Consider the following 18,414-nt stretch of genomic DNA (forward strand, 5'->3'; position numbering starts at 1 on the left):
AGGATTTCAGAGTTATTATTTGTTGTCTCTAGTAGATTCATAAACAGTTATATCGATTCTATTTGATCGCAACAATTGATTTACCAAGTTATCCTTAGGAGCAATTCTCGTGGTTCGTTTTTTTGCGCTACATTTGTGCCCTCATTTTTATTAGAAAAGACTGAAAACATCAATTTCATATAAACGTGTTTGGGATATTGCTTTCCCAATAATGATTGGTAGCGTTGCACAGAATGTGATAAACGTTACTGATACCGCTTTCCTTGGAAGGCTTAGTGATGTAGCTCTGGGTAGCGGTGCCATTGGAGGGCTTTTTTATTTATCTATAATAATGCTAGGGTGGGGGGTAGGAATTGGTGCTCAAATAATGGTTGCCCGAAGATATGGCGAGGGTGAACATAAGCAGATAGGTAGCATTATTGCGCATACTCAGTACTTTTTATTTGTTTTGGCTATTCTTCTTGTTATCCTATTCGAACTTTTCGGGAAAACAATACTAAACCATGTAGTGCAATCGGAAAGCATTTTAAATGCAAGTTTCGCTTTCCTACGATATAGAATTTGGGGTTTGTTCTTTGCATTCACATACTTTTCCTTCCGGGCATTTTATGTTGGTATAGGCAAAACGAAGGTGATAACCTATACAACGCTTACTATGGTTATAGTAAATGTTTTCTTTGGGTATTCGCTTATCTTCGGGCATTTTGGTTTCCCAAAAATGGGGGTGAGTGGAGCAGGACTTGCATCGGTTATAGCCGAATTCTCAGGAGCTAGTGCTTTTGTTGTTTATACTCTGCTTAATAAGAAAGTTAAATCGTATAATCTATTTCGTTTTGCAAAATATGACCCGGAGTTGATGTCGAGATTATTTAAAATATCACTCCCATTGATGCTTCAAAACTTCTTCTCATTTTCAATCTGGTTTGTTTTCTTCCTTATCATTGAAAAGATGGGAGAACTTGAACTAGCCGTATCCAATATTATTAGGAGTATTTATGTTGTGCTACTAATACCAATAATGGGTTTTTCAACGGCTGCAAATAGTCTTGTTAGCTTTATTATTGGACAGGGAAGATCAAAAGAGGTTCTTTCTTTGACTTGGCGCATAGCAATTGTTGCAGGAGGTTTCTCCGCAGTTCTATCATTAATATGTACTTTGTTTCCAAATCTTATCCTGCAAGCTTATACTACAGATTTGTTGATAGTACGCATGGCATTACCCATTATGCATATAATTTCTATCGCATCAATTATTTTAGCCATAGCTTTGGTGTTGTTTAATGGGGTTTCTGGAACGGGGAAAACAAATATCTCATTAATCCTTGAGATTTGTATTCTAGTAATTTATGTTTTATTAACTTTTGTTTTTGCCATTGTTCTTAAACAATCGCTAACGATTGTATGGACTATTGAATTGCTTTATGGGGTCATGTTATCACTTATCTCATTTATATACCTTAAATCTAATCATTGGGTGGGGAAGGAGATATAAAAAATGAAAAATGAAAAATGAAAAGTGAAAAATGAAAAATGAAAAACCAAAATTACTTACAGAATCTTTGGATGATTGAGTAGGCTTGATTTAGTCCGAGTTCACCAGCTTTACTGATATCCAAACAACCATTCTGTTTCTCGCCTTTAATTAGTTTTACCAAACCACGATTAAACCAGGCTTCGGAAAAACGAGGTTCAATAAAAATGGCTTTGTTATACTCATCAATTGCTGAACTTAGCTCATCGGTTAGGAGATAGGTGTTCCCAATGTTATAGGGAATTATTGCTAAATCAGGTAGATTATTTTCTAGAGTTTTAAGGTTTGAAATGGACTCATTGTAGGAGTTATTTGCTGATATGATTTTTTCTTTTTGAGAGTTAGCTGGGTTTCCCATTTTAAATGAAATAGTACCAACTTCGTTCTCGAATTGATTGATGAACTTAACCATTTCTATTTGTTCAACGGCTAAGTTCAAAGCAATTATCAAATTATTTGGATCACTTTTCAGGGCATTTTGATACTCACGAACGGCCTGATTATATTTATTCATCGATGAGTATTGAAGCGCTTTATAGAAGTGCTTAACGTTATCCAATGCTGATATTGTATCAATGCAATGTGCTATTCCTTCTGTTGGATCATTTTGATTATTCGATTGGGTAAATGTAAAATGATAGCCATTTGAGGTTAAACTATTTAGTTTTTCGATGAATGGTTTTTTATAATCATTAAACGATGATTTTGATTTCTCATCAACTAGTTGAAGCTTAAAGAATGGCAGAAAACCTGTTGGTAAGCTAATATCATTCTTTAAGTTGATTTTTGAAAAACCTTCGCTAAAGTCAGCATTGAATGAAAGAAGACTATTAAATTTTTTGCTTGTATCAGCCATTGCAATGTAGGCTTCCTGTGATGTGGCTTTGTATTTTTGAATCTTTTCGGTGGCAATTCTGTAATCCTGCTCGGCTTCCTTTAAATTACCAATTCTCGATTTGGCAACAGATCGGTTGATGTATGCGTTTGCAAAATCTGGGAACAGGGTTATTGCCGATGTGTAATCATTAATAGCATCATTGAACTTGCCTAATTCAAAGTTTACGGATGCTCTATTGTAAAAAACCAATACATTCTTAGGATTTAGCTTAACTAGCCTATCATAATCATCCAGAGCAGAATTTAATGCTCCTGTTTGTGATTTTATAAGTGCTCTATTGTATAGTGAAAGGGAGTTTGAAGGATCGATAGATATAACTTTATCAAAATCTTCTAATGCGCCTTTATAGCTCTTCATTGCATTCTTAATTAATCCTCTTAAAAAGTAGTTCATTGTTGATGTTGAATCTAAGTATACAGCTTGATTCATATCGCTAAGTGCCACATCAAGTTCCTTTTTATCGAGATAAATCCTGCCTCGTCTGGCATAGGAATCTGAATAGAATGGGTTTAGCTTGATAGCTTGGCTTAAATCATTAATTGCTCCGAGGGTATCGTTAGAGAAAAGCCGCGCTAAACCTCTATTTATCCACGATTCGGTATTGTTTGGGGTGTAACGAATTACCCGATTATAATCTTGTATTGCTTTGCTAAACTGAGATGTTTCAATGTATGTTCCTCCTCTGGTGAATAGGATCTCTGCATCTTCGGGTCTTAATTCTAAAGCAAACTCAAGATCTTTTAGTGCTCTGTTATAATTCTTTAATCGATTTTCAACAATTGCTCTATAGTGATAGGCTTGAGTAAATAGCTGATTTTTTGAGATTGATTTGCTGAAATCCACAATAGATCCCTGCAAATCGTTTAGGTAGTATTTTGCTACACCACGAAGAAACCAACCCTCGGCAATAGTTGAATCTACCTCAATTAGGGTGTTTAGATAGCTAATTGCTTCGGTAAATTTATTTTGTGAAATTAGTTTTTGTCCCTGATAGTAGAAATATGCTTTATTAAGCTGCGCAGTTGCTGATATTGAGAATATCATTAAAACAACCACGAAAATAACTCTAGTTATATTTTTCAAGTTATTAACGATTAGATTTATTTTTTCTTTCTTGAATTGTTACTTTCGTTGCTAGGCGAATCAAAGTCAACCGAAACTATGCTGCTCATGCTCCAAAGTACCCTTTCCTGATACCGATACATATAACCGCTTGGATTTGAAGGGTTACGTTTTGAGGGGCTCGGTAGTACAGTGGTTAGCATCGAAGCCTCGAATCGATTAAGCTTGGATGCTGGTTTCTTATAGAATTTTTGGGCTGCTTCTTCAACCCCATACACCCCTTTGCCAAATTCAACAATGTTGAGATAAACCTCCATAATTCGTTTTTTTGGCCACATACCCTCCATTAATAATGTAAAGTAGGCCTCAAACCCTTTACGTACCCACGATCTTTTAGGCCAAAGGAAGATATTCTTTGCTGTTTGCTGCGATATTGTGCTTGCTCCTTTAATTCTCCTACTCCGTTGGTTGTGTTTCATAGCCTCTTTAATCAGTTCAAAATCAAAACCCCAGTGGGTGAGGAATTTGCTATCCTCGGCGGAAACAGCGGCTAAAACCATATTTCGTGAAATATTGTCAATACTTACCCAATCTTTTTGGATACTTGAACTCTTACCATCAAATAAAGATTCATAATGCCTTTTAACCATAAGCATTGTGATGTTGGGGTTAGCCCATCGGTATATAAGAACTCCAAATATGCTTGTAAAAATAAAAGAAAAAATGAATAGAGTTATTCCATTGAAAATCAATGATTTTTTGGTGTACTCCGTGATTGGTTTTTGTTTTCGGTTTATTATTGACATCTACCTTTTATAGAAAGGCTAAAATAAGGTTTTTTGAATTAGGTTGTTGGATAATTGTGTTAACAAAACTAAAATCTTTATAAAGATGGGTTGTGAGTCCTAGTTAACCCGAATTCTATAAAATCTTTACCACATTGCCTTAATTTTGCATTTATGCAAAATCAACTTAATGAACCTTTTTCAAGTCAAGAATTATTTTAGAACTAATTGTGTGACTAATCCCATTAAAATTGCTAATGAAAAGCTTATAAATGTTCCTATAATAATATATTCTGTTTTCTTTTGATCAGTTGAATCTTTTAAGTCTCCAAAACGGAAAACCGATTTTGCAGCAAGTAAAAAACCAATCACACTCAATTGATTTATAACCATGAATGTGAATATGAGTATCCGTTCTATAATACCAATCCACTTTCCTGCATTTTCTAAACCTTTCGTTTGAGTTGAGCCATTTAATTCATTGCTCCACTTATTTGTTATTTTACCAATTAATATGGATGTCGGAATTGTTAATATTATGTAGGCTAATAGCAACCACCAAAATTTAGAACTATTCGTAATGGAATAAAATAACTTAAGGAATTCATTATATTGGCCTGTATACATCAACCAAGTGATAATAATCACAAAAAGATGTAAAATCTGGTCAGCAATAAACACCCAGATATGTGTTTTTTTAATAACACTTTTAGTTGAATCTATTATGAAATGAAGTAAAGTAATTATTAATATAAGATTCCATAATTTTAGATTCCATAAGAAAATGAATAAAGTGGCTGCAGTTATTATTATATGTATGTATAAATGCCTTGATTTAAAACCATTCTCATCTTTATCTGTTGCCCATTTAGTAGGTTGAAAAATAAAATCAGATAAAAAATGTGCGACTAGAATTCTTAGTAATAAGTCTGCGTTTAATGCATCCATAAATTATTGAGCTGTAGTAATTAATTCGAAATATCTTTCTATAAAAGCATTTATGCATCCGATATTTCCATAAGTAACTAATCTTTTATGTAAAGCTGGTTGAGTAATATTTAATACACTTGCTAATTCACTTTGATTTTTTTTGTTTAATAGATGTAGAAAAACAGACATGGCAGTATTAGCTGTCCAACGACTGATAACAGCATCAGCAAGTTTAGATTCCACATGAAATTCTTTATTTATCTTTTCCCATGGGGTATCCACTCCTAATCTTTCATTTTCTTTTTTTAATTTATCAAGTAAATGACCTGATTTTTGAAAAGCTTCGCCTTGTGATTCGGATATTTTACTACCAAAATAACTTACTTCACCTATTCCTATTGCAATTCGTGCATCAGTATATGCGTAATTTATTGGTTTATCTGATTTTTTTGTGCCTATTACTCTATATCCTGACTCAAAAGTACGTAAGCGAGCTCTTATTATTATAGCTGTTACTAGAGCTAATTCAAGATTTGGTATTATTGCTTGAAAACTATCTCCTCTAAAAATCTGAAATGAAGCTCTATTGGATAAAATCTTCTTATTAAGTTCATCAAAAGTTTCTTTTAGAGAATTAATTACTGTTTCAATATCTCCATCTTTTATAGTTCTAGATTTAACAAGATCTCCTGTAAGTACTGCAACTTTATCCATACTATTATCATTATTATTGTCATAAAAAACTATAACCTCTTTAGGTTATAAAGCACAAATATAACTTGCATAAGTTATATTGGCAACATGTAGTTCATTTTATGCATTATTTCTATTTGATTCATTTCTTAAATTACTATGTCAATAATAATCAATAATTATAACTCAATCAGGTTATAAATCACTATTATAACCTGCATAGTTTATATCTTCATTATTTCTACTTCTTAATGTTATTCTATTAATTTCAACATCATCTTCGTTTTTGAATGAAGGCTAACTCGTTTCTATGTAACATTCTATGTTATATAGAAACCAATATGTACCATTTATGGTTTAATATATCTATACCAAAAATAGTCTAAATTGTCAGATTATCAAATGCAATAACTACTTATCTCATTTGAATTTACAATCATTGCAACTAAACTAAAAAATCTCAACTTTTTATAGAGTTGAGATTTTTAGAAGATGTTCAATATTGAATTAGATCTTAGCCAGTGCTTGGTCAAGATCAGCAATGATATCCTTTAAATCTTCAATACCAACTGAGAAGCGTACAAGTCCATCGGTAATACCAGCCTTCTCACGATTCTCTTTAGACATTTTGGAGTGAGTCATTGAGGCTGGGTGTTGAATAAGGGTTTCGATACCACCCAATGATACTGCTAGTAGAGCCAGTTTCACGTTATTCATCAATATCTTACCAGCGTCTAATCCACCCTTAAGACCAAAGCTAATCATTGCGCCAGGTCCAGCCATCTGTTTCTTTGCCAATTCGTATTGTGGATGCGATTTTAATCCGGGGAATTTAATCCACTCAACCTTTGGGTGTTTCTCAAGATATTCTGCAATCTTAATTGCATTCTCTTGGGCTCTATCCATTCTGATTGAAAGGGTCTTAACTCCTCTAAGTACCATGTATGCTTGATGTGGATCCATGTTGCAACCCATTCCAACCATTGTTGGGCGAACTATTTTGTAAAGCTCTTCATTCTTGGTAATAATGATACCTGCAACGATATCAGCATGTCCATTGATGAACTTTGTCATTGAGTGAAATACCACATCAGCTCCAAATTCAATTGGACGTTGAAGGTAAGGACTGCAAAAAGTATTGTCAACAACTACAATTAAATTATGCTGATGGGCGATATCGCAACATGCTTTAATATCGGAAATCTCCATTGTTGGATTGGTTGGAGTCTCAATGAAAAGCATTTTTGTGTTTGGTTTAATAGCCTGACGAACAGCATCAAGATTTCCAGTGTTGATATAGGTACTTTCAACACCAAATTTCTTGAAGTAGGTTTCCATTATACCCCTTGATGGACCATAAACCGCATCGGTACTAACAATATGATCGCCTGATTTTAGGAAAGACATGTAAATGGTTGAAACTGCGGCCATCCCTGATGAAACGGCAACTGCACCGAACCCTTTTTCAAGTAGTGCAATTTGGCGCTCAAGCGCAGATATGGTTGGATTTCCAATCCTTGTATACATATATCCCTTGCTCTCGCCAGCAAAGCAACGTGCACCTTCATCTACATTCTCGAAAGCAAAGGTTGATGTTTGGTAAATGGGTACGGTGGCACTTCCCATTGGATCAACACCCATTCCACCATGAATTAAAAGGCTATTAAAACCTAAATTTTCGTTATGTTCCATTATTATCGATTTATATTAATTGATTTTACTACTTCTTTACTAACAGTTTTCGGGTTATGTTTGATTCCCCTATCATTAATCGAATCAAGCATTATCTCCGAAATATCTGCAATCATTGTATTTTCAGATGCAGATTTAAATGTTTTTTTACACAAAGGACAGGCTGTTGCAACAATGTCAGCCTTATTGGCCGAAAGTTCATCTAGGGTGATCGTTGCAATTGTATGACGTTGTTCCTGCGATATATTTGTTATTCCTAAACTACCCCCACAGCATAGCGAATTTTCCCTACTATTACTTGATTCAATAAGATTTCCTGCAAGTTTTAGTAATTCCCTAGGTTCTTCATATACTCCCAATCCTCGTCCAAGTTCGCACGGATCATGATATGTAATTTTAATATCGGTTTTATTGAAAGTGAGTTTCTGTTCTTTTGCCAGTTTGAGTAAATATTGGCTGTGATGATAGATTGGAATTTTAAGATTGTAGCTATCGTTAAATACCTTTGCACAAATAGGGCAGGAGGTAACTAAAACGGTTGCTCCACAATTCTCAATCAATTTGATATTTTTTTCAATCAATTGCATGGCTGCATCTTCCTGACCAGTAAGTTGTAGTGGTCTACCGCAGCATATACTTCCATCCTTATCTATGAAATTGTAATCAACACCAGCCTTATCAAATAATGCAAGGGTTGCCTTATATACTGATGGGGTTAAATGTCCCATACATCCTGCAAAATAGGCGATTTTAGCAGACTTATAACGGTATCCATTGATGTATTTGTAGCTGTTTTCATCGAATAGATGAAGTTCTTTTCGCTCATTAGCCCTAATGGATGCGATATCAATTCCAACGGGGCAGACCTGATCGCATCTTTTGCAAACCATACATGAGTCAATAAGCAAATCAGAAGGCTTATCGTACCTAAGAGATTTGATGAAATAGGTGGATTGGGTACTTACAATTCCAAGATCTGAACCGAGTTGACATGCATCAATACAAATCCCACACCTTGAGCATGAGCTAAGTTCTACTTTTGTGTAAGTTGAGTGAATATTCTTCTCGGCAACTCCGTATTTACGAAGGAATATCAGCAATATTTCTGTTGGAATGTGCATATATCTGCTGAAGGGGAGCAGAACAAAGAATGACCCTAAAGCAAAAGAATATGCCCACCAACTTGGATAGTATAGGTAATGGATTGGTAGAAATGATGCTAGTAAATTACCTACAGGATTGGTTAAAAAGCTACCCGCATCGTAAAGACCAGCGGTTACACCTTGAGCGAATAACCTTAATGGGAAGATGAGCCAGAGCGCTGTTAATGCCCATCGATCGATTGGTACATGCTTGGTTGTTCTTTGCATGCCCAATGGTTTACTTTTAAAACGTTTAAAATATGCTAATCCTACTCCTGTCAGAATAAAAAGGAGGAGAAAATCCATAGCAACTGTGAAAAACCTACCGTAGTTAAGAGATATTAAATCATGTTCGAAAAATTCGAAAAAAATAGGGAAATATGGAGGGTTAATCCTTCCATGAGTGAAGTAGCGTGTTTCGAGGTTTCCTAGAATAATCAACAAAAACCATCCTAGTGCTAAGCTCATGTGCATGTAACCCAAAAGAGCATTCTTTTTAAAAACCTTTCTATGAAGAAGGCACTCCATAAATACTTCATAGATTGCTTGAGGCGTTTTTAGAGTGAAGATATTTTTAAGTATTTTAAATCTATCGTCTTTGCCAAGCCTAGAAATCCAGTAGATCCATTTTCCTACGATATAAAAAAACACAAACACTAGCCCAATGGTGAAAGGGAGAACAAATGGATGGTATGGAAAGTGCATTGCGTGTAAATCCATATGACTTAAAGGGTTTGTTTTGCCTTGCGAACAAGACGAATTATATTTCGTGTATTAACATTCCTGGGACATGTAAGCGTACATTTTCCACATAACATGCACTTTTCAGATTCTTCAATAGCTTGGGTGCTTTCTCCAAGTTTAATTTGATGACACATTTGCCTAAAGCTAAAATTTGTAAATGTACCAGCAGTACATGTTGCGGTGCAGCTTCCACATGCAATGCAAAGTTTGAAACTAGGCTCATCAAATGTAATACTATTAGCTAGTTTGAGGTCTGCCTTATCAAGTTCGAGGATATGTACAGGTAATATAGTGTATCCGAAGTTTACCATAGCCTACTTAGATGTTAAGTATTTATGCACTTCAAGTGCAGCTGAATACGCAGCATTTACTGAATCGGTGATGTTGTTTGGTCCAGTACAGGCACCTGCTACAAAAACCCCTTCGGCCTTAGTGTGAGTGGGCTCAAGATGATAGTCTTTTACCTGAACAAAACCGTCGTTATTTGGCGTTAATTCTAAATTCTTAAGAAGTTTTTCGGTTGATGGTAGAGGAGACATGCCTACCATCAGAACTACCATATCCACAGATATTTTTAAGGGTTTAGAAGAAAGAGTATCCTCTGCTTTGATTAGAACACGACCCCCTTCAAGCTCGCTAGTTTCTGATAAACGTCCCCGAATAAAGGTCACACCTTTAACTTGAGCCTCCTTGTAAAGATCTTCGTATCCTGGTCCAAACATTCTTAAATCCATGTATAAACAGTATACCTCAGATGTGGGGAGTGCCTCTTTTACCTCAATAGCTTGCTTTACTGCTGTAACACAGCAAACTTTTGAGCAGTATGGGCGATTTACTTTCTCATCGCGGCTACCAACACAGTGTATAAAAGCAACTTTAGCAGGAGTTTTCCCATCAACCATTTGAGGCTTACCATTGGATGAAAACATGTTTTCGAGTTCTGCCGATGTGATTACATTCTCGAAAATGCCGTAACCGTACTCCTCCTTTTTATTGGCAGGAAATAGTTCAAACCCTGTAGTAAGCACTATAGCATCAACCTTTTGACTTTTTCCATTGGACGCAACAAGGAAAGCACCATTCTCACGTTTGATTTCGCTTACTTGAGTTGCAAGATTGACTTGAACATTATTATTAATCCTATTCTTTAAAGAATCTATAACTTCTGAAGCATGTCTTTTATTTGGAAATAATCTATCCCATTTTCCTGCATGACCACCCAATTGTGAGTCCTTTTCGTAAAGATGTACATTGTAGCCGAGGTTTTCAAGTTGAATAGATGCTTCAAGTCCTGCTATTCCACCTCCAATAATTGCAACTGTTTTACTCATAAGATGTTTTTATACTGAGATGCTTTATTGCTATTTAATTATTTTGTTACGATTCTGTCTTCCGTCTTTTCCCTACTCACAAAACTTCAAATTTTTTGGCAACTCTGGTTTTCCTAAATCTTCACCATTCTTGCCTTTAAATTTCTTTGATTTATCATACTCAACACCAATCTTATCTAGCAAGGGTTCAACTGAAACCTGATGCATTTGCATGCCCATTTCCCAAGGATCAAAGCCCGAAACAAGACCAGCAGCCTCTTCATATGTTAAAACGGGAATTCCATAACCTTCGCCACCGTATGTTTTATTTTCCATCTCGGCAATTGCATACTGCCATCTGTCAAGAAAATAGTTGCATCCAGGGCAATTTGTAATAATAAAATCGGGTTTGAATGGCTCCATCGACTCGAACTTCTTTTTTGAAGCGGCAATTGAGTATCCTCTATTTGCCTTAACGAGATATTGTCTAAAACCAAAACCGCAGCAATGCCTACGCTCAGGGTAATCAATTACCTCACCACCCCATGCATCAACTAAACCAGCAAGAACATAAGGGTATTCAGCACCACCAATGCCCTTTGCAGGGAACATCTTGGCATAGTGACACCCAATATGGTCAACTACCTTCAAGGGCTTACCAGTTGCTTTATTAATAAGTTTATACTTTGCTTTTGCAGCAATCTCATGTCGGAATTTATAGATTACATCGCTAGTATGAGCAAGATTTTTAGGCTCTTCGAACTCTCTTCCTGTTGCTTCCTTAAGAAACTTACGAGCCTTCTCCTTTTCCTCTGGAAAATGATGCCAAGTATCAAATATCTCGGTATAAATCCCAAAAGATGTAACGCAGGAAGGGTTGTAATTTTCGTAGCCCGAATCTTTCATCAACGAGAAATTACGAGCCACAACGGTTTGTAGGGTATCAAGAGGAACAACCTCAGTATGATATCCAATACCTGTGCAGGTTGTATGATGTTCGCTTTCATATACATCTTTTCCAAGAACATCACGCATAACCCTTAAGTAAGTATTTTCACTACCAGGCCATATATTTTGACGAATACAACTTCGAACGTAGTAGAACTTATCATCAGCAATTTCCTTTTGGTAATCGCTCCATACCTTTCGCTTTCCATCAAACTTCATGATCGTGTATGTTTTTCCTGGTTGTTTATGGTGAAAACTTCCTTAAAATATGGACTTTGATTGCCATCCTCATAACCAAGACCCATCTCTTTAGCTTTTTTTGCAGAATACTCTTCTATCTTATCGAACCACTTATTTCCACCAGTTACCTCAAAAATACGGTGAAGTTCGTCAAGATCTTCTTTAGGCATAGTTCGTAATGCACCTGGTCCATTTCCTTTATAATTCGCTCCAACCTTTGCTAAAACTTCATTACGGTTATCTCTTACCCATTGCCATACAGGACCCTGCTCAGGAAATACATCTAAATTCATGTGATCGAAATGTACGCAATATCCTGTTTCAAGAATAGTTTCACCAATAATCCTTTTCACTATAAGTTGTTGCCTCCCTTTTTCTGATTCAACGAATAAACCAGTTTCCATCGAAAGTTTTCGTAAGGCTTGAATCACCAAACCGGGGGCATTTTGTCGAGGGCATCGAGTTTTGCAACTCATGCATTCACCGCAGTACCAAATAGTATCACCTTTTAGAAGTTCTTCTATAACTTCATCATCGCGTGATTGAACCTGATCAACAAGATTTCGAGGATGATAATCATAAACCTCTGCGGCAGGGCAGATTGCGGTACAAGTTCCGCAATTAATACAGGCTTTTATTCCTTCAATAAATCGAACATCGCTATTTAGCCTATCGAATAATTTTCCCATTCACTAATTGTTGGTAACCGTTTAATTATAAAATACTTAATAATTTATTGAACCGTTATCAATTTATTAAAATATTAAGAAATTTGGTTCCGATAAATCGCTATCACACCTCTTAATAAAAAGCAAAGATAAAAACCTCTGATAAAAAGCCATTTATTTAATTACTATTTTAAAACATATTCAATTGCTGATTCGATAATTGTTGTCATATTTGAAGTAAAATAAATTTATTATGCTAGAGTTTAGCGATGCAACAATCGATGAGGCAATTGTCCATTTTATTGGATCTGTTGATGCCAACGAGATGATTTTATCCGATAAACCCATTGATTTATCGAATGAATTGCTCTCAAACCTATTAAAGGAGTACTTTACATTTCATTTTAAAAAACCTAGTTTCTATTCATTTAGCCATGAAAGTTCGCTGAATTTAAACGAAATATTTAGTTTTGTTTCTGATCTCTTTGATGATAAGAAGACTCTACTTGAAGCATCATGCGATATTGCCCATCATTTAAAGCATGTTACAAATCGCCCGAATATTAAGGAAGGGGAGTTGTACATTGTCTCTTTCCGTGGGTGTGTGGTTGAGGATGAACTAGCCGATGCCATTGGAATATTTAAAACGGAAACAAAAGATAAGTTTTTAAAGGTTAACCGAAGCGGTTCCTCAATCAACTTAAGCTGTGAGTTTGGTACAAACACAAAACATCTCGATAAGGGTTGTTTAATTTTCAACACCGAAAAGGATTTGGGCTATAAGGTCTGCGTAATTGACAATACAAATAAGGAGGAAGCTAAGTATTGGGTCGATAGATTTTTACAAGTAACCATGCGCGATGTTAATTTTTACAAAACCAAAGCAACAATTGATCTTTGTAAGGGTTTTGTGCAGGATGTGATTAATCCTCAGAATAACTTTCCCAAGCTGCAACAGGCCGAAATGCTTACTAAAACTCGTGATTTCTTTAAGAATAACGAAACCTTTGAGCAGGATGAGTTCGAAGCCACAGTGATTAAACAACCCGAGGTGATTGAAGCATTTCAGGAGTACAAGAAAAGCTACGAAACTGAATTGGGATATAATATACCCAGCGAATTTACCATTTCAGTGGATGCCACAAAGCAGGCACAAAAATTCTTCAAGAGCATCCTTAAGCTCGATAAAAACTTCAGCGTGTACATTCATGGGGATAGGGCTTTAATAGAATCGGGATACGACAAGGATAAGAATATGAAGTTTTATAAGATGTTCTACGAGAAGGAGAACTAGGAGATTCTTGCACCATTCGAATAGTAATATCTGTCTGTAAAGTGATTATATTTGATTTAAGAACAAGGATCAACGATTTATGATATTTGATGTATATGTAATCAACTTGTTTCCCAAAATCTTCTAAAATCTACATTCGTTGATCCTTGTTCGATATTCAATTTGATTTGGAACTCTAAACCATTAACAAATACGAATAAAGTACTTCCCCCGTTCGTCGTAGATTGCTTTCAGCGAACTCGCAAAATATGCTCGGTTAGCGAAGCGTATCTTCGTCGTAAGTAAATAGAGGTCTTTGACTGCACTAATTCAAAATAATATTAAGCTTTTCTTTTGCTGGACTCATTATACCAATAACATTCAACCATTTCATGGTTGGTTTTTCTTATACCTCACCCCGCATTGCATACGGGGCTATTCACTTTCAATCCCTTCGGGATTATATTGATGAAACTTCACGTCGAATCAGATATATAAAAAGTCAAACGTTGAGTATTTTGCATTTGACTTTTAAATTGATATCCAAGAATTTCAAATTTTACTTATCTTCGACCATTAACAAAAAGGTGGTAAATCGATTTTATTAATAGAAAAGTATTCGTTGATGTTTGGTTTTTACATTTCATTGCCCTTTCTACTTTTTGCGCTTTACAGGCTGTTTATTGTACTTTATAACTATTTTACCCGCCCCTTTTTACCTGTTGGAGTACCTAAGGACAACCCATTAGTTTCAATTGTAGTTCCGGTAAATCCTGATAATAATGTAAAAAATTTACTGCTTGGCTTGTGTAACCAAACCTATCGGAATCTCGAAATCTTGGTTTATTGCGATAAAGTTAATAGCATCTCATTTGAAATTATACAAGATTTTTCGAAGGCTGATGGTAGGGTTAAGTTTGTTGAGGCCTCAACAATACCCGAAGGATGGATTGCCAAGAATTATATTTATGATTTTGTTTCGCAATTATTTAAAGGACAATATATTATTTTTGTTGATGCTGATATTGTTGTTGAAAAAGAGATTGTTGCGAATGCCCTATCATACATGCAGTTAAACGATCTTTCGCTGTTAACGATGTTTCCGAAACAAGTGTCTGCTAGTCAATGGGATAAAGCGTTAGATTACACCAAGTATTGGACACTTTTGTCAATGACTCCTTTGAAGATAATAATGAGCAGTAAAAAGGGTTCTTTATCTATAAATGATAAACGTTTTATGATGTTTGAAGCATCATCCTATAAATCCAAGAGATGGCACGAAAAATATAAAGGATTTCAGGGTATTGATTTTGTTATTGGTAGATATCTGAAAAAATCACAACTCAAAATTGCTGCGCTTTTATGTAATAACGAAATTGTTTTCACTCCTTCAAATGATTCCTTAGAAAATCCATCATTGTTTTTCTTTAACTTTTTTGGCAGAAACAAAAATCGACTTATAACATTTACCATATTTACTACACTTGGATTCTTATTTGCCATATTCCTTTTGCCCTTTCCTCTCGTTTTTCTATACCTATTTTCAATAATTTTTGCTAGGCTGATGTTTGCCATGCTTTATGGAAAATCGACCATTATTACATTGCTACTGCTACCAATTCATCATATTGTTTTTGTATACACGGTTGTTAGGTTTATAAAAACAAAAGGCAATGTGGTAAAAAATAGTATGGCTGTAGTTTAGAATAGCGAGTAAATTTTAATGATTCATTAGTGTTTTAGAGCCTTAGTGGCTAAATAAAACTTGCCATTGAGATGCAAAGACACAAAGAATCACTAAAACAGATTACAACCCAATTATAAACTACAGCCAATAATATTTCGAAATTGCGATTAGTAATATATAAATAAACTACAAAACAATTAATTCATATTGTTAATCATTTATTTATACCTATTTAAAACTGATTCAATATCATTTATTAAATCATCTTCATCTTCTATTCCTACAGAAAATCTTACTAATCCATCATCGAGTCCAATTTTTTCTCTTTCTGCCTTAGGTATAGATGCATGTGTCATACTTGCTGGGTGATCAACCAAAGATTCCACACCACCTAAACTTTCTGCTAATGAAAAGAGATGAAAAGAAGAAATTAACTCTTTGGCTTGCTCTAAGTTTAAATTAAATTCTACGGAAACAATTCCGCTAAAGCCACTCATTTGTTTCTTTGCGATTTCATGATTAGCATGGTCTGCTAAACCAGGGTAATAAACTTTCTTTACCAAAGGATGTTTTTGCAAATACTTTGCAATAGCAATCGCATTTTTTTCATGCTGCTTCATACGAACAGCAAGCGTCTTTAAGCCTCGGCTAATTAGCCATACATCAAAAGGACTGGGGTTTAATCCGATTGCTTTTCTAGCAAAATCAACTTTCTCTTTTAAACTTTTATTGTTGGTAATTACCACTCCACCAATAATATCAGAGTGCCCTCCAAGATATTTAGTGGAACTATGTACAACAACATCTGCCCCCAACAATAAAGGATTTTGAAAATAGGGCGATGCAAAAGTATTGTCAACAACTGTAATAGCTCCAGCCTGTTTTGCTAATGCTGCTATAGCAGATATATCTGAAATTTTTAGTAATGGATTTGTTGGAGATTCTAGAAAAATAAAATCTGGTTTAGTAGAAAGAGCCTTTTTTACAGCATCTAAATCTTGCGTGTCAACGGCCATGAACTCAACACCAAAATGATTGAAAACCTGATTAAATAAACGATATGTACCCCCATATAAATCATTAGAACCAATTACTTTACTACCCGTTTTTAAAGTTGAAATTAGGGCTGTTATTGCCGATGAACCTGATGCAAAAACGGTTGCGTAATTTCCCTGTTCTAATGCAGCAAGTGTTTCTTCCAAATTTGTGAAATTGGGGTTTCCAGCCCTTGTATAATCGTATCCTTTAGTTTGGTTTGGTGCTTCCTGCACATAAGTTGAAGTCATGTAAATTGGCGGAGTCACTGCACCAGTAGTTAAATCTGGACTTTGCCCAATATGAATTGCTTTAGTTGAAAAATGCATGTTCTATTAGTTTATTAGAGTGAATACTTATTATCTTTCATCCATCGGTCGTTATAAAACTTACTCAAATATTTTACCCCATTATCGGGAATAACTGTAACAATTACAGATGGTTCAGTTAGGGTACTTGCAAGTTTTAGAGCGGCCCAAACATTCGCACCTCCTGTTCCTCCCCCGAATATTCCTTCTTCTTTTGCGAGCAAGCGAGCAGTACTGAAAGCATCTTGATCGGTAAATCTATACATATCATCTACAATAGAAAAGTCCATAGCCAGAGCAAGATGATCCTCACCAACGCCTTCAACCTGATAGCTACAATTTCCATGAGCCTCTATTTTTCCTGTCTTAAAGTAATCATAGTATATTGAACCAATCGGGTCGGGCATTACAATTTTTATGTTTTTATTTTTTTCTTTTAAAAATTTTCCAATACCGCTTATAGTTCCTCCTGTACTTCCGGCAGCAACAAAGTGAGTAATCTTACCATCTGTTTGTTTCCATATTTCGGGACCTGTTGTTAGATAATGTGCTTCAGGGTTTTTGGGATTATCGTACTGGTTAACACGAAAACTATTAGGAGTTTCTTTGGCAATTCTTTTGGCCGTATTAACATAATGATCCGGCGAATCGGGTGATGCTGAAGTTGGAGTAACAACTATTTCGGCTCCATAAGCCTTAAGGCTGTTTTGTTTTTCTACACTTACTTTGTCCGGCATTGTTAAAATTGCTTTGTAACCTTTAATTGCCGCCATCATAGCAACCGCCGCTCCTGTATTCCCCGAAGTATTTTCAACTATTGTACCTCCCTTTTTTAGCAAACCTTCCGCTTCTGCGTGTTCAATAATATGCTTTACGATTCGATCTTTTATGCTTCCGCTGGGATTAAAGTATTCTAACTTAACGTAGATTTCTACATTACTATTTTTATTGATTTTCTGCAATTTTACTAAAGGCGTATTACCAATAGTATTTAAAATAATATTGTTTGTCATATTTTTAAGTTTTTTTTGAATTAATCTATATTCTATAATTACAATATTTTGGTAAAGAGGCGTATGATTCATTGCCTACCTTATACTTCTCATTATTGTGCCCAATTTTAGTAATTGTTTTTTGAATTTCATCAAGATTTGTCATTGAATTTTTAAAATCAATTTTCACCTTCTTGGTTTTATCGTCCCAAACAGCATTTGATGCTACTTTTATAGATTTTGCCGTATTCTCAATACGATTTTTATACATTTCGCAATTGCCAGATATAATAAATGAAGAGCGTTGAATTTGTTTTTGAGTTTAAAGACTTACCCATATATTTTTTATTAGATATTTGATTGGTTTGCTAATCATGCTTGGCTTTCCTTTCATCGTTTTTCTATACCTATTTTCAGTAGTTTTTTGCCATGCTTTATGGAAAATCACCCTTCATCACATTGTTTTTTATATACGG

The 18,414-nt window shown here is 35.1% G+C and carries 16 protein-coding genes; 3 read left to right on the top strand and 13 right to left on the bottom strand.

Annotated features, from left to right (window positions below; translation table 11 throughout):
* Positions 1–211 precede the first annotated feature (211 nt).
* On the top strand, positions 212–1,492 hold the full coding sequence (locus HOO91_00690) for an MATE family efflux transporter (GenBank protein ID NOU16061.1): 1,281 nt from the start codon (positions 212–214) through the stop codon (positions 1,490–1,492).
* A gap of 52 nt (positions 1,493–1,544) precedes the next feature.
* Here the strand turns inward: HOO91_00690 and HOO91_00695 are convergent, their stop codons facing one another.
* The 10 genes from HOO91_00695 to HOO91_00740 form a co-directional block, all read right to left on the bottom strand.
* Positions 1,545–3,512 (bottom strand): tetratricopeptide repeat protein, encoded by a 1,968-nt coding sequence (locus HOO91_00695; GenBank protein NOU16062.1) that lies wholly within the window; start codon positions 3,510–3,512, stop codon positions 1,545–1,547.
* Between the two features lie 17 nt (positions 3,513–3,529).
* Positions 3,530–4,297, bottom strand: a complete 768-nt coding sequence (gene mtgA / locus HOO91_00700; protein NOU16063.1) for a monofunctional biosynthetic peptidoglycan transglycosylase — start codon at positions 4,295–4,297, stop codon at positions 3,530–3,532.
* 192 nt (positions 4,298–4,489) lie between these two features.
* Positions 4,490–5,224: a DUF3307 domain-containing protein gene (locus HOO91_00705; GenBank protein ID NOU16064.1), complete on the bottom strand. Its 735-nt coding sequence runs from the start codon at positions 5,222–5,224 to the stop codon at positions 4,490–4,492.
* A gap of 3 nt (positions 5,225–5,227) precedes the next feature.
* Entirely contained in the window at positions 5,228–5,920 is a 693-nt protein-coding gene (locus HOO91_00710) for a hypothetical protein (GenBank protein NOU16065.1), read from the bottom strand.
* 486 nt (positions 5,921–6,406) lie between these two features.
* Positions 6,407–7,591, bottom strand: a complete 1,185-nt coding sequence (locus HOO91_00715) for a PLP-dependent transferase (GenBank protein ID NOU16066.1) — start codon at positions 7,589–7,591, stop codon at positions 6,407–6,409.
* A gap of 2 nt (positions 7,592–7,593) precedes the next feature.
* The gene (locus HOO91_00720; GenBank protein NOU16067.1) at positions 7,594–9,453 is read right to left on the bottom strand and encodes a (Fe-S)-binding protein; all 1,860 of its coding nucleotides are present in this window, start codon (positions 9,451–9,453) and stop codon (positions 7,594–7,596) included.
* Between the two features lie 5 nt (positions 9,454–9,458).
* A complete protein-coding gene (locus HOO91_00725) occupies positions 9,459–9,788 on the bottom strand; it encodes a (4Fe-4S)-binding protein (GenBank protein ID NOU16068.1) in 330 nt (109 codons plus the stop codon).
* A 3-nt stretch (positions 9,789–9,791) separates the two neighbouring features.
* Entirely contained in the window at positions 9,792–10,808 is a 1,017-nt protein-coding gene (locus tag HOO91_00730; protein ID NOU16069.1) for a CoB--CoM heterodisulfide reductase iron-sulfur subunit A family protein, read from the bottom strand.
* 72 nt (positions 10,809–10,880) lie between these two features.
* A complete protein-coding gene (locus HOO91_00735; GenBank protein NOU16070.1) occupies positions 10,881–11,954 on the bottom strand; it encodes a heterodisulfide reductase subunit B in 1,074 nt (357 codons plus the stop codon).
* Positions 11,951–12,664: a 4Fe-4S dicluster domain-containing protein gene (locus HOO91_00740; GenBank protein NOU16071.1), complete on the bottom strand. Its 714-nt coding sequence runs from the start codon at positions 12,662–12,664 to the stop codon at positions 11,951–11,953. The genes HOO91_00735 and HOO91_00740 overlap by 4 nt, the downstream gene beginning before the upstream one ends.
* Before the next feature lie 232 nt (positions 12,665–12,896).
* On the opposite strand from HOO91_00740, the gene HOO91_00745 reads away from it, so the two are divergent.
* Both HOO91_00745 and HOO91_00750 read left to right on the top strand, forming a co-directional pair.
* Complete coding sequence (locus tag HOO91_00745; protein NOU16072.1) at positions 12,897–13,937, top strand: nucleoid-associated protein; 1,041 nt, start codon at positions 12,897–12,899, stop codon at positions 13,935–13,937.
* Positions 13,938–14,541: 604 nt separating this feature from the next.
* Positions 14,542–15,621 (top strand): glycosyltransferase family 2 protein, encoded by a 1,080-nt coding sequence (locus HOO91_00750; protein NOU16073.1) that lies wholly within the window; start codon positions 14,542–14,544, stop codon positions 15,619–15,621.
* Between the two features lie 200 nt (positions 15,622–15,821).
* Here the strand turns inward: HOO91_00750 and HOO91_00755 are convergent, their stop codons facing one another.
* The 3 genes from HOO91_00755 to HOO91_00765 are packed head-to-tail and all read right to left on the bottom strand — an operon-like array spanning position 15,822 to position 18,209.
* The gene (locus HOO91_00755) at positions 15,822–16,967 is read right to left on the bottom strand and encodes a PLP-dependent transferase (GenBank protein ID NOU16074.1); all 1,146 of its coding nucleotides are present in this window, start codon (positions 16,965–16,967) and stop codon (positions 15,822–15,824) included.
* 14 nt (positions 16,968–16,981) lie between these two features.
* Positions 16,982–17,959, bottom strand: coding sequence for a cysteine synthase family protein (locus HOO91_00760; GenBank protein NOU16075.1), 978 nt, complete (start codon positions 17,957–17,959; stop codon positions 16,982–16,984).
* A gap of 25 nt (positions 17,960–17,984) precedes the next feature.
* Positions 17,985–18,209, bottom strand: a complete 225-nt coding sequence (locus tag HOO91_00765; protein NOU16076.1) for a hypothetical protein — start codon at positions 18,207–18,209, stop codon at positions 17,985–17,987.
* Positions 18,210–18,414 lie beyond the last annotated feature (205 nt).

The sequence above is a fragment of the Bacteroidales bacterium genome (assembly GCA_013141385.1).
GTDB lineage: Bacteria > Bacteroidota > Bacteroidia > Bacteroidales > Tenuifilaceae > UBA8529.

Coding starts and splice junctions, on each gene's coding strand:
- HOO91_00735 (NOU16070.1), bottom strand. CDS start 11,954: ATGAAGTTTGATGGAAAGCGAAAGGTATGGAGCGATTACCAAAAGGAA.
- mtgA (NOU16063.1), bottom strand. CDS start 4,297: ATGTCAATAATAAACCGAAAACAAAAACCAATCACGGAGTACACCAAA.
- HOO91_00690 (NOU16061.1), top strand. CDS start 212: ATGATTGGTAGCGTTGCACAGAATGTGATAAACGTTACTGATACCGCT.
- HOO91_00720 (NOU16067.1), bottom strand. CDS start 9,453: ATGGATTTACACGCAATGCACTTTCCATACCATCCATTTGTTCTCCCT.
- HOO91_00745 (NOU16072.1), top strand. CDS start 12,897: ATGCTAGAGTTTAGCGATGCAACAATCGATGAGGCAATTGTCCATTTT.
- HOO91_00730 (NOU16069.1), bottom strand. CDS start 10,808: ATGAGTAAAACAGTTGCAATTATTGGAGGTGGAATAGCAGGACTTGAA.
- HOO91_00765 (NOU16076.1), bottom strand. CDS start 18,209: ATGTATAAAAATCGTATTGAGAATACGGCAAAATCTATAAAAGTAGCA.
- HOO91_00715 (NOU16066.1), bottom strand. CDS start 7,591: ATGGAACATAACGAAAATTTAGGTTTTAATAGCCTTTTAATTCATGGT.
- HOO91_00750 (NOU16073.1), top strand. CDS start 14,542: ATGTTTGGTTTTTACATTTCATTGCCCTTTCTACTTTTTGCGCTTTAC.
- HOO91_00740 (NOU16071.1), bottom strand. CDS start 12,664: ATGGGAAAATTATTCGATAGGCTAAATAGCGATGTTCGATTTATTGAA.
- HOO91_00760 (NOU16075.1), bottom strand. CDS start 17,959: ATGACAAACAATATTATTTTAAATACTATTGGTAATACGCCTTTAGTA.
- HOO91_00705 (NOU16064.1), bottom strand. CDS start 5,224: ATGGATGCATTAAACGCAGACTTATTACTAAGAATTCTAGTCGCACAT.
- HOO91_00755 (NOU16074.1), bottom strand. CDS start 16,967: ATGCATTTTTCAACTAAAGCAATTCATATTGGGCAAAGTCCAGATTTA.
- HOO91_00725 (NOU16068.1), bottom strand. CDS start 9,788: ATGGTAAACTTCGGATACACTATATTACCTGTACATATCCTCGAACTT.
- HOO91_00710 (NOU16065.1), bottom strand. CDS start 5,920: ATGGATAAAGTTGCAGTACTTACAGGAGATCTTGTTAAATCTAGAACT.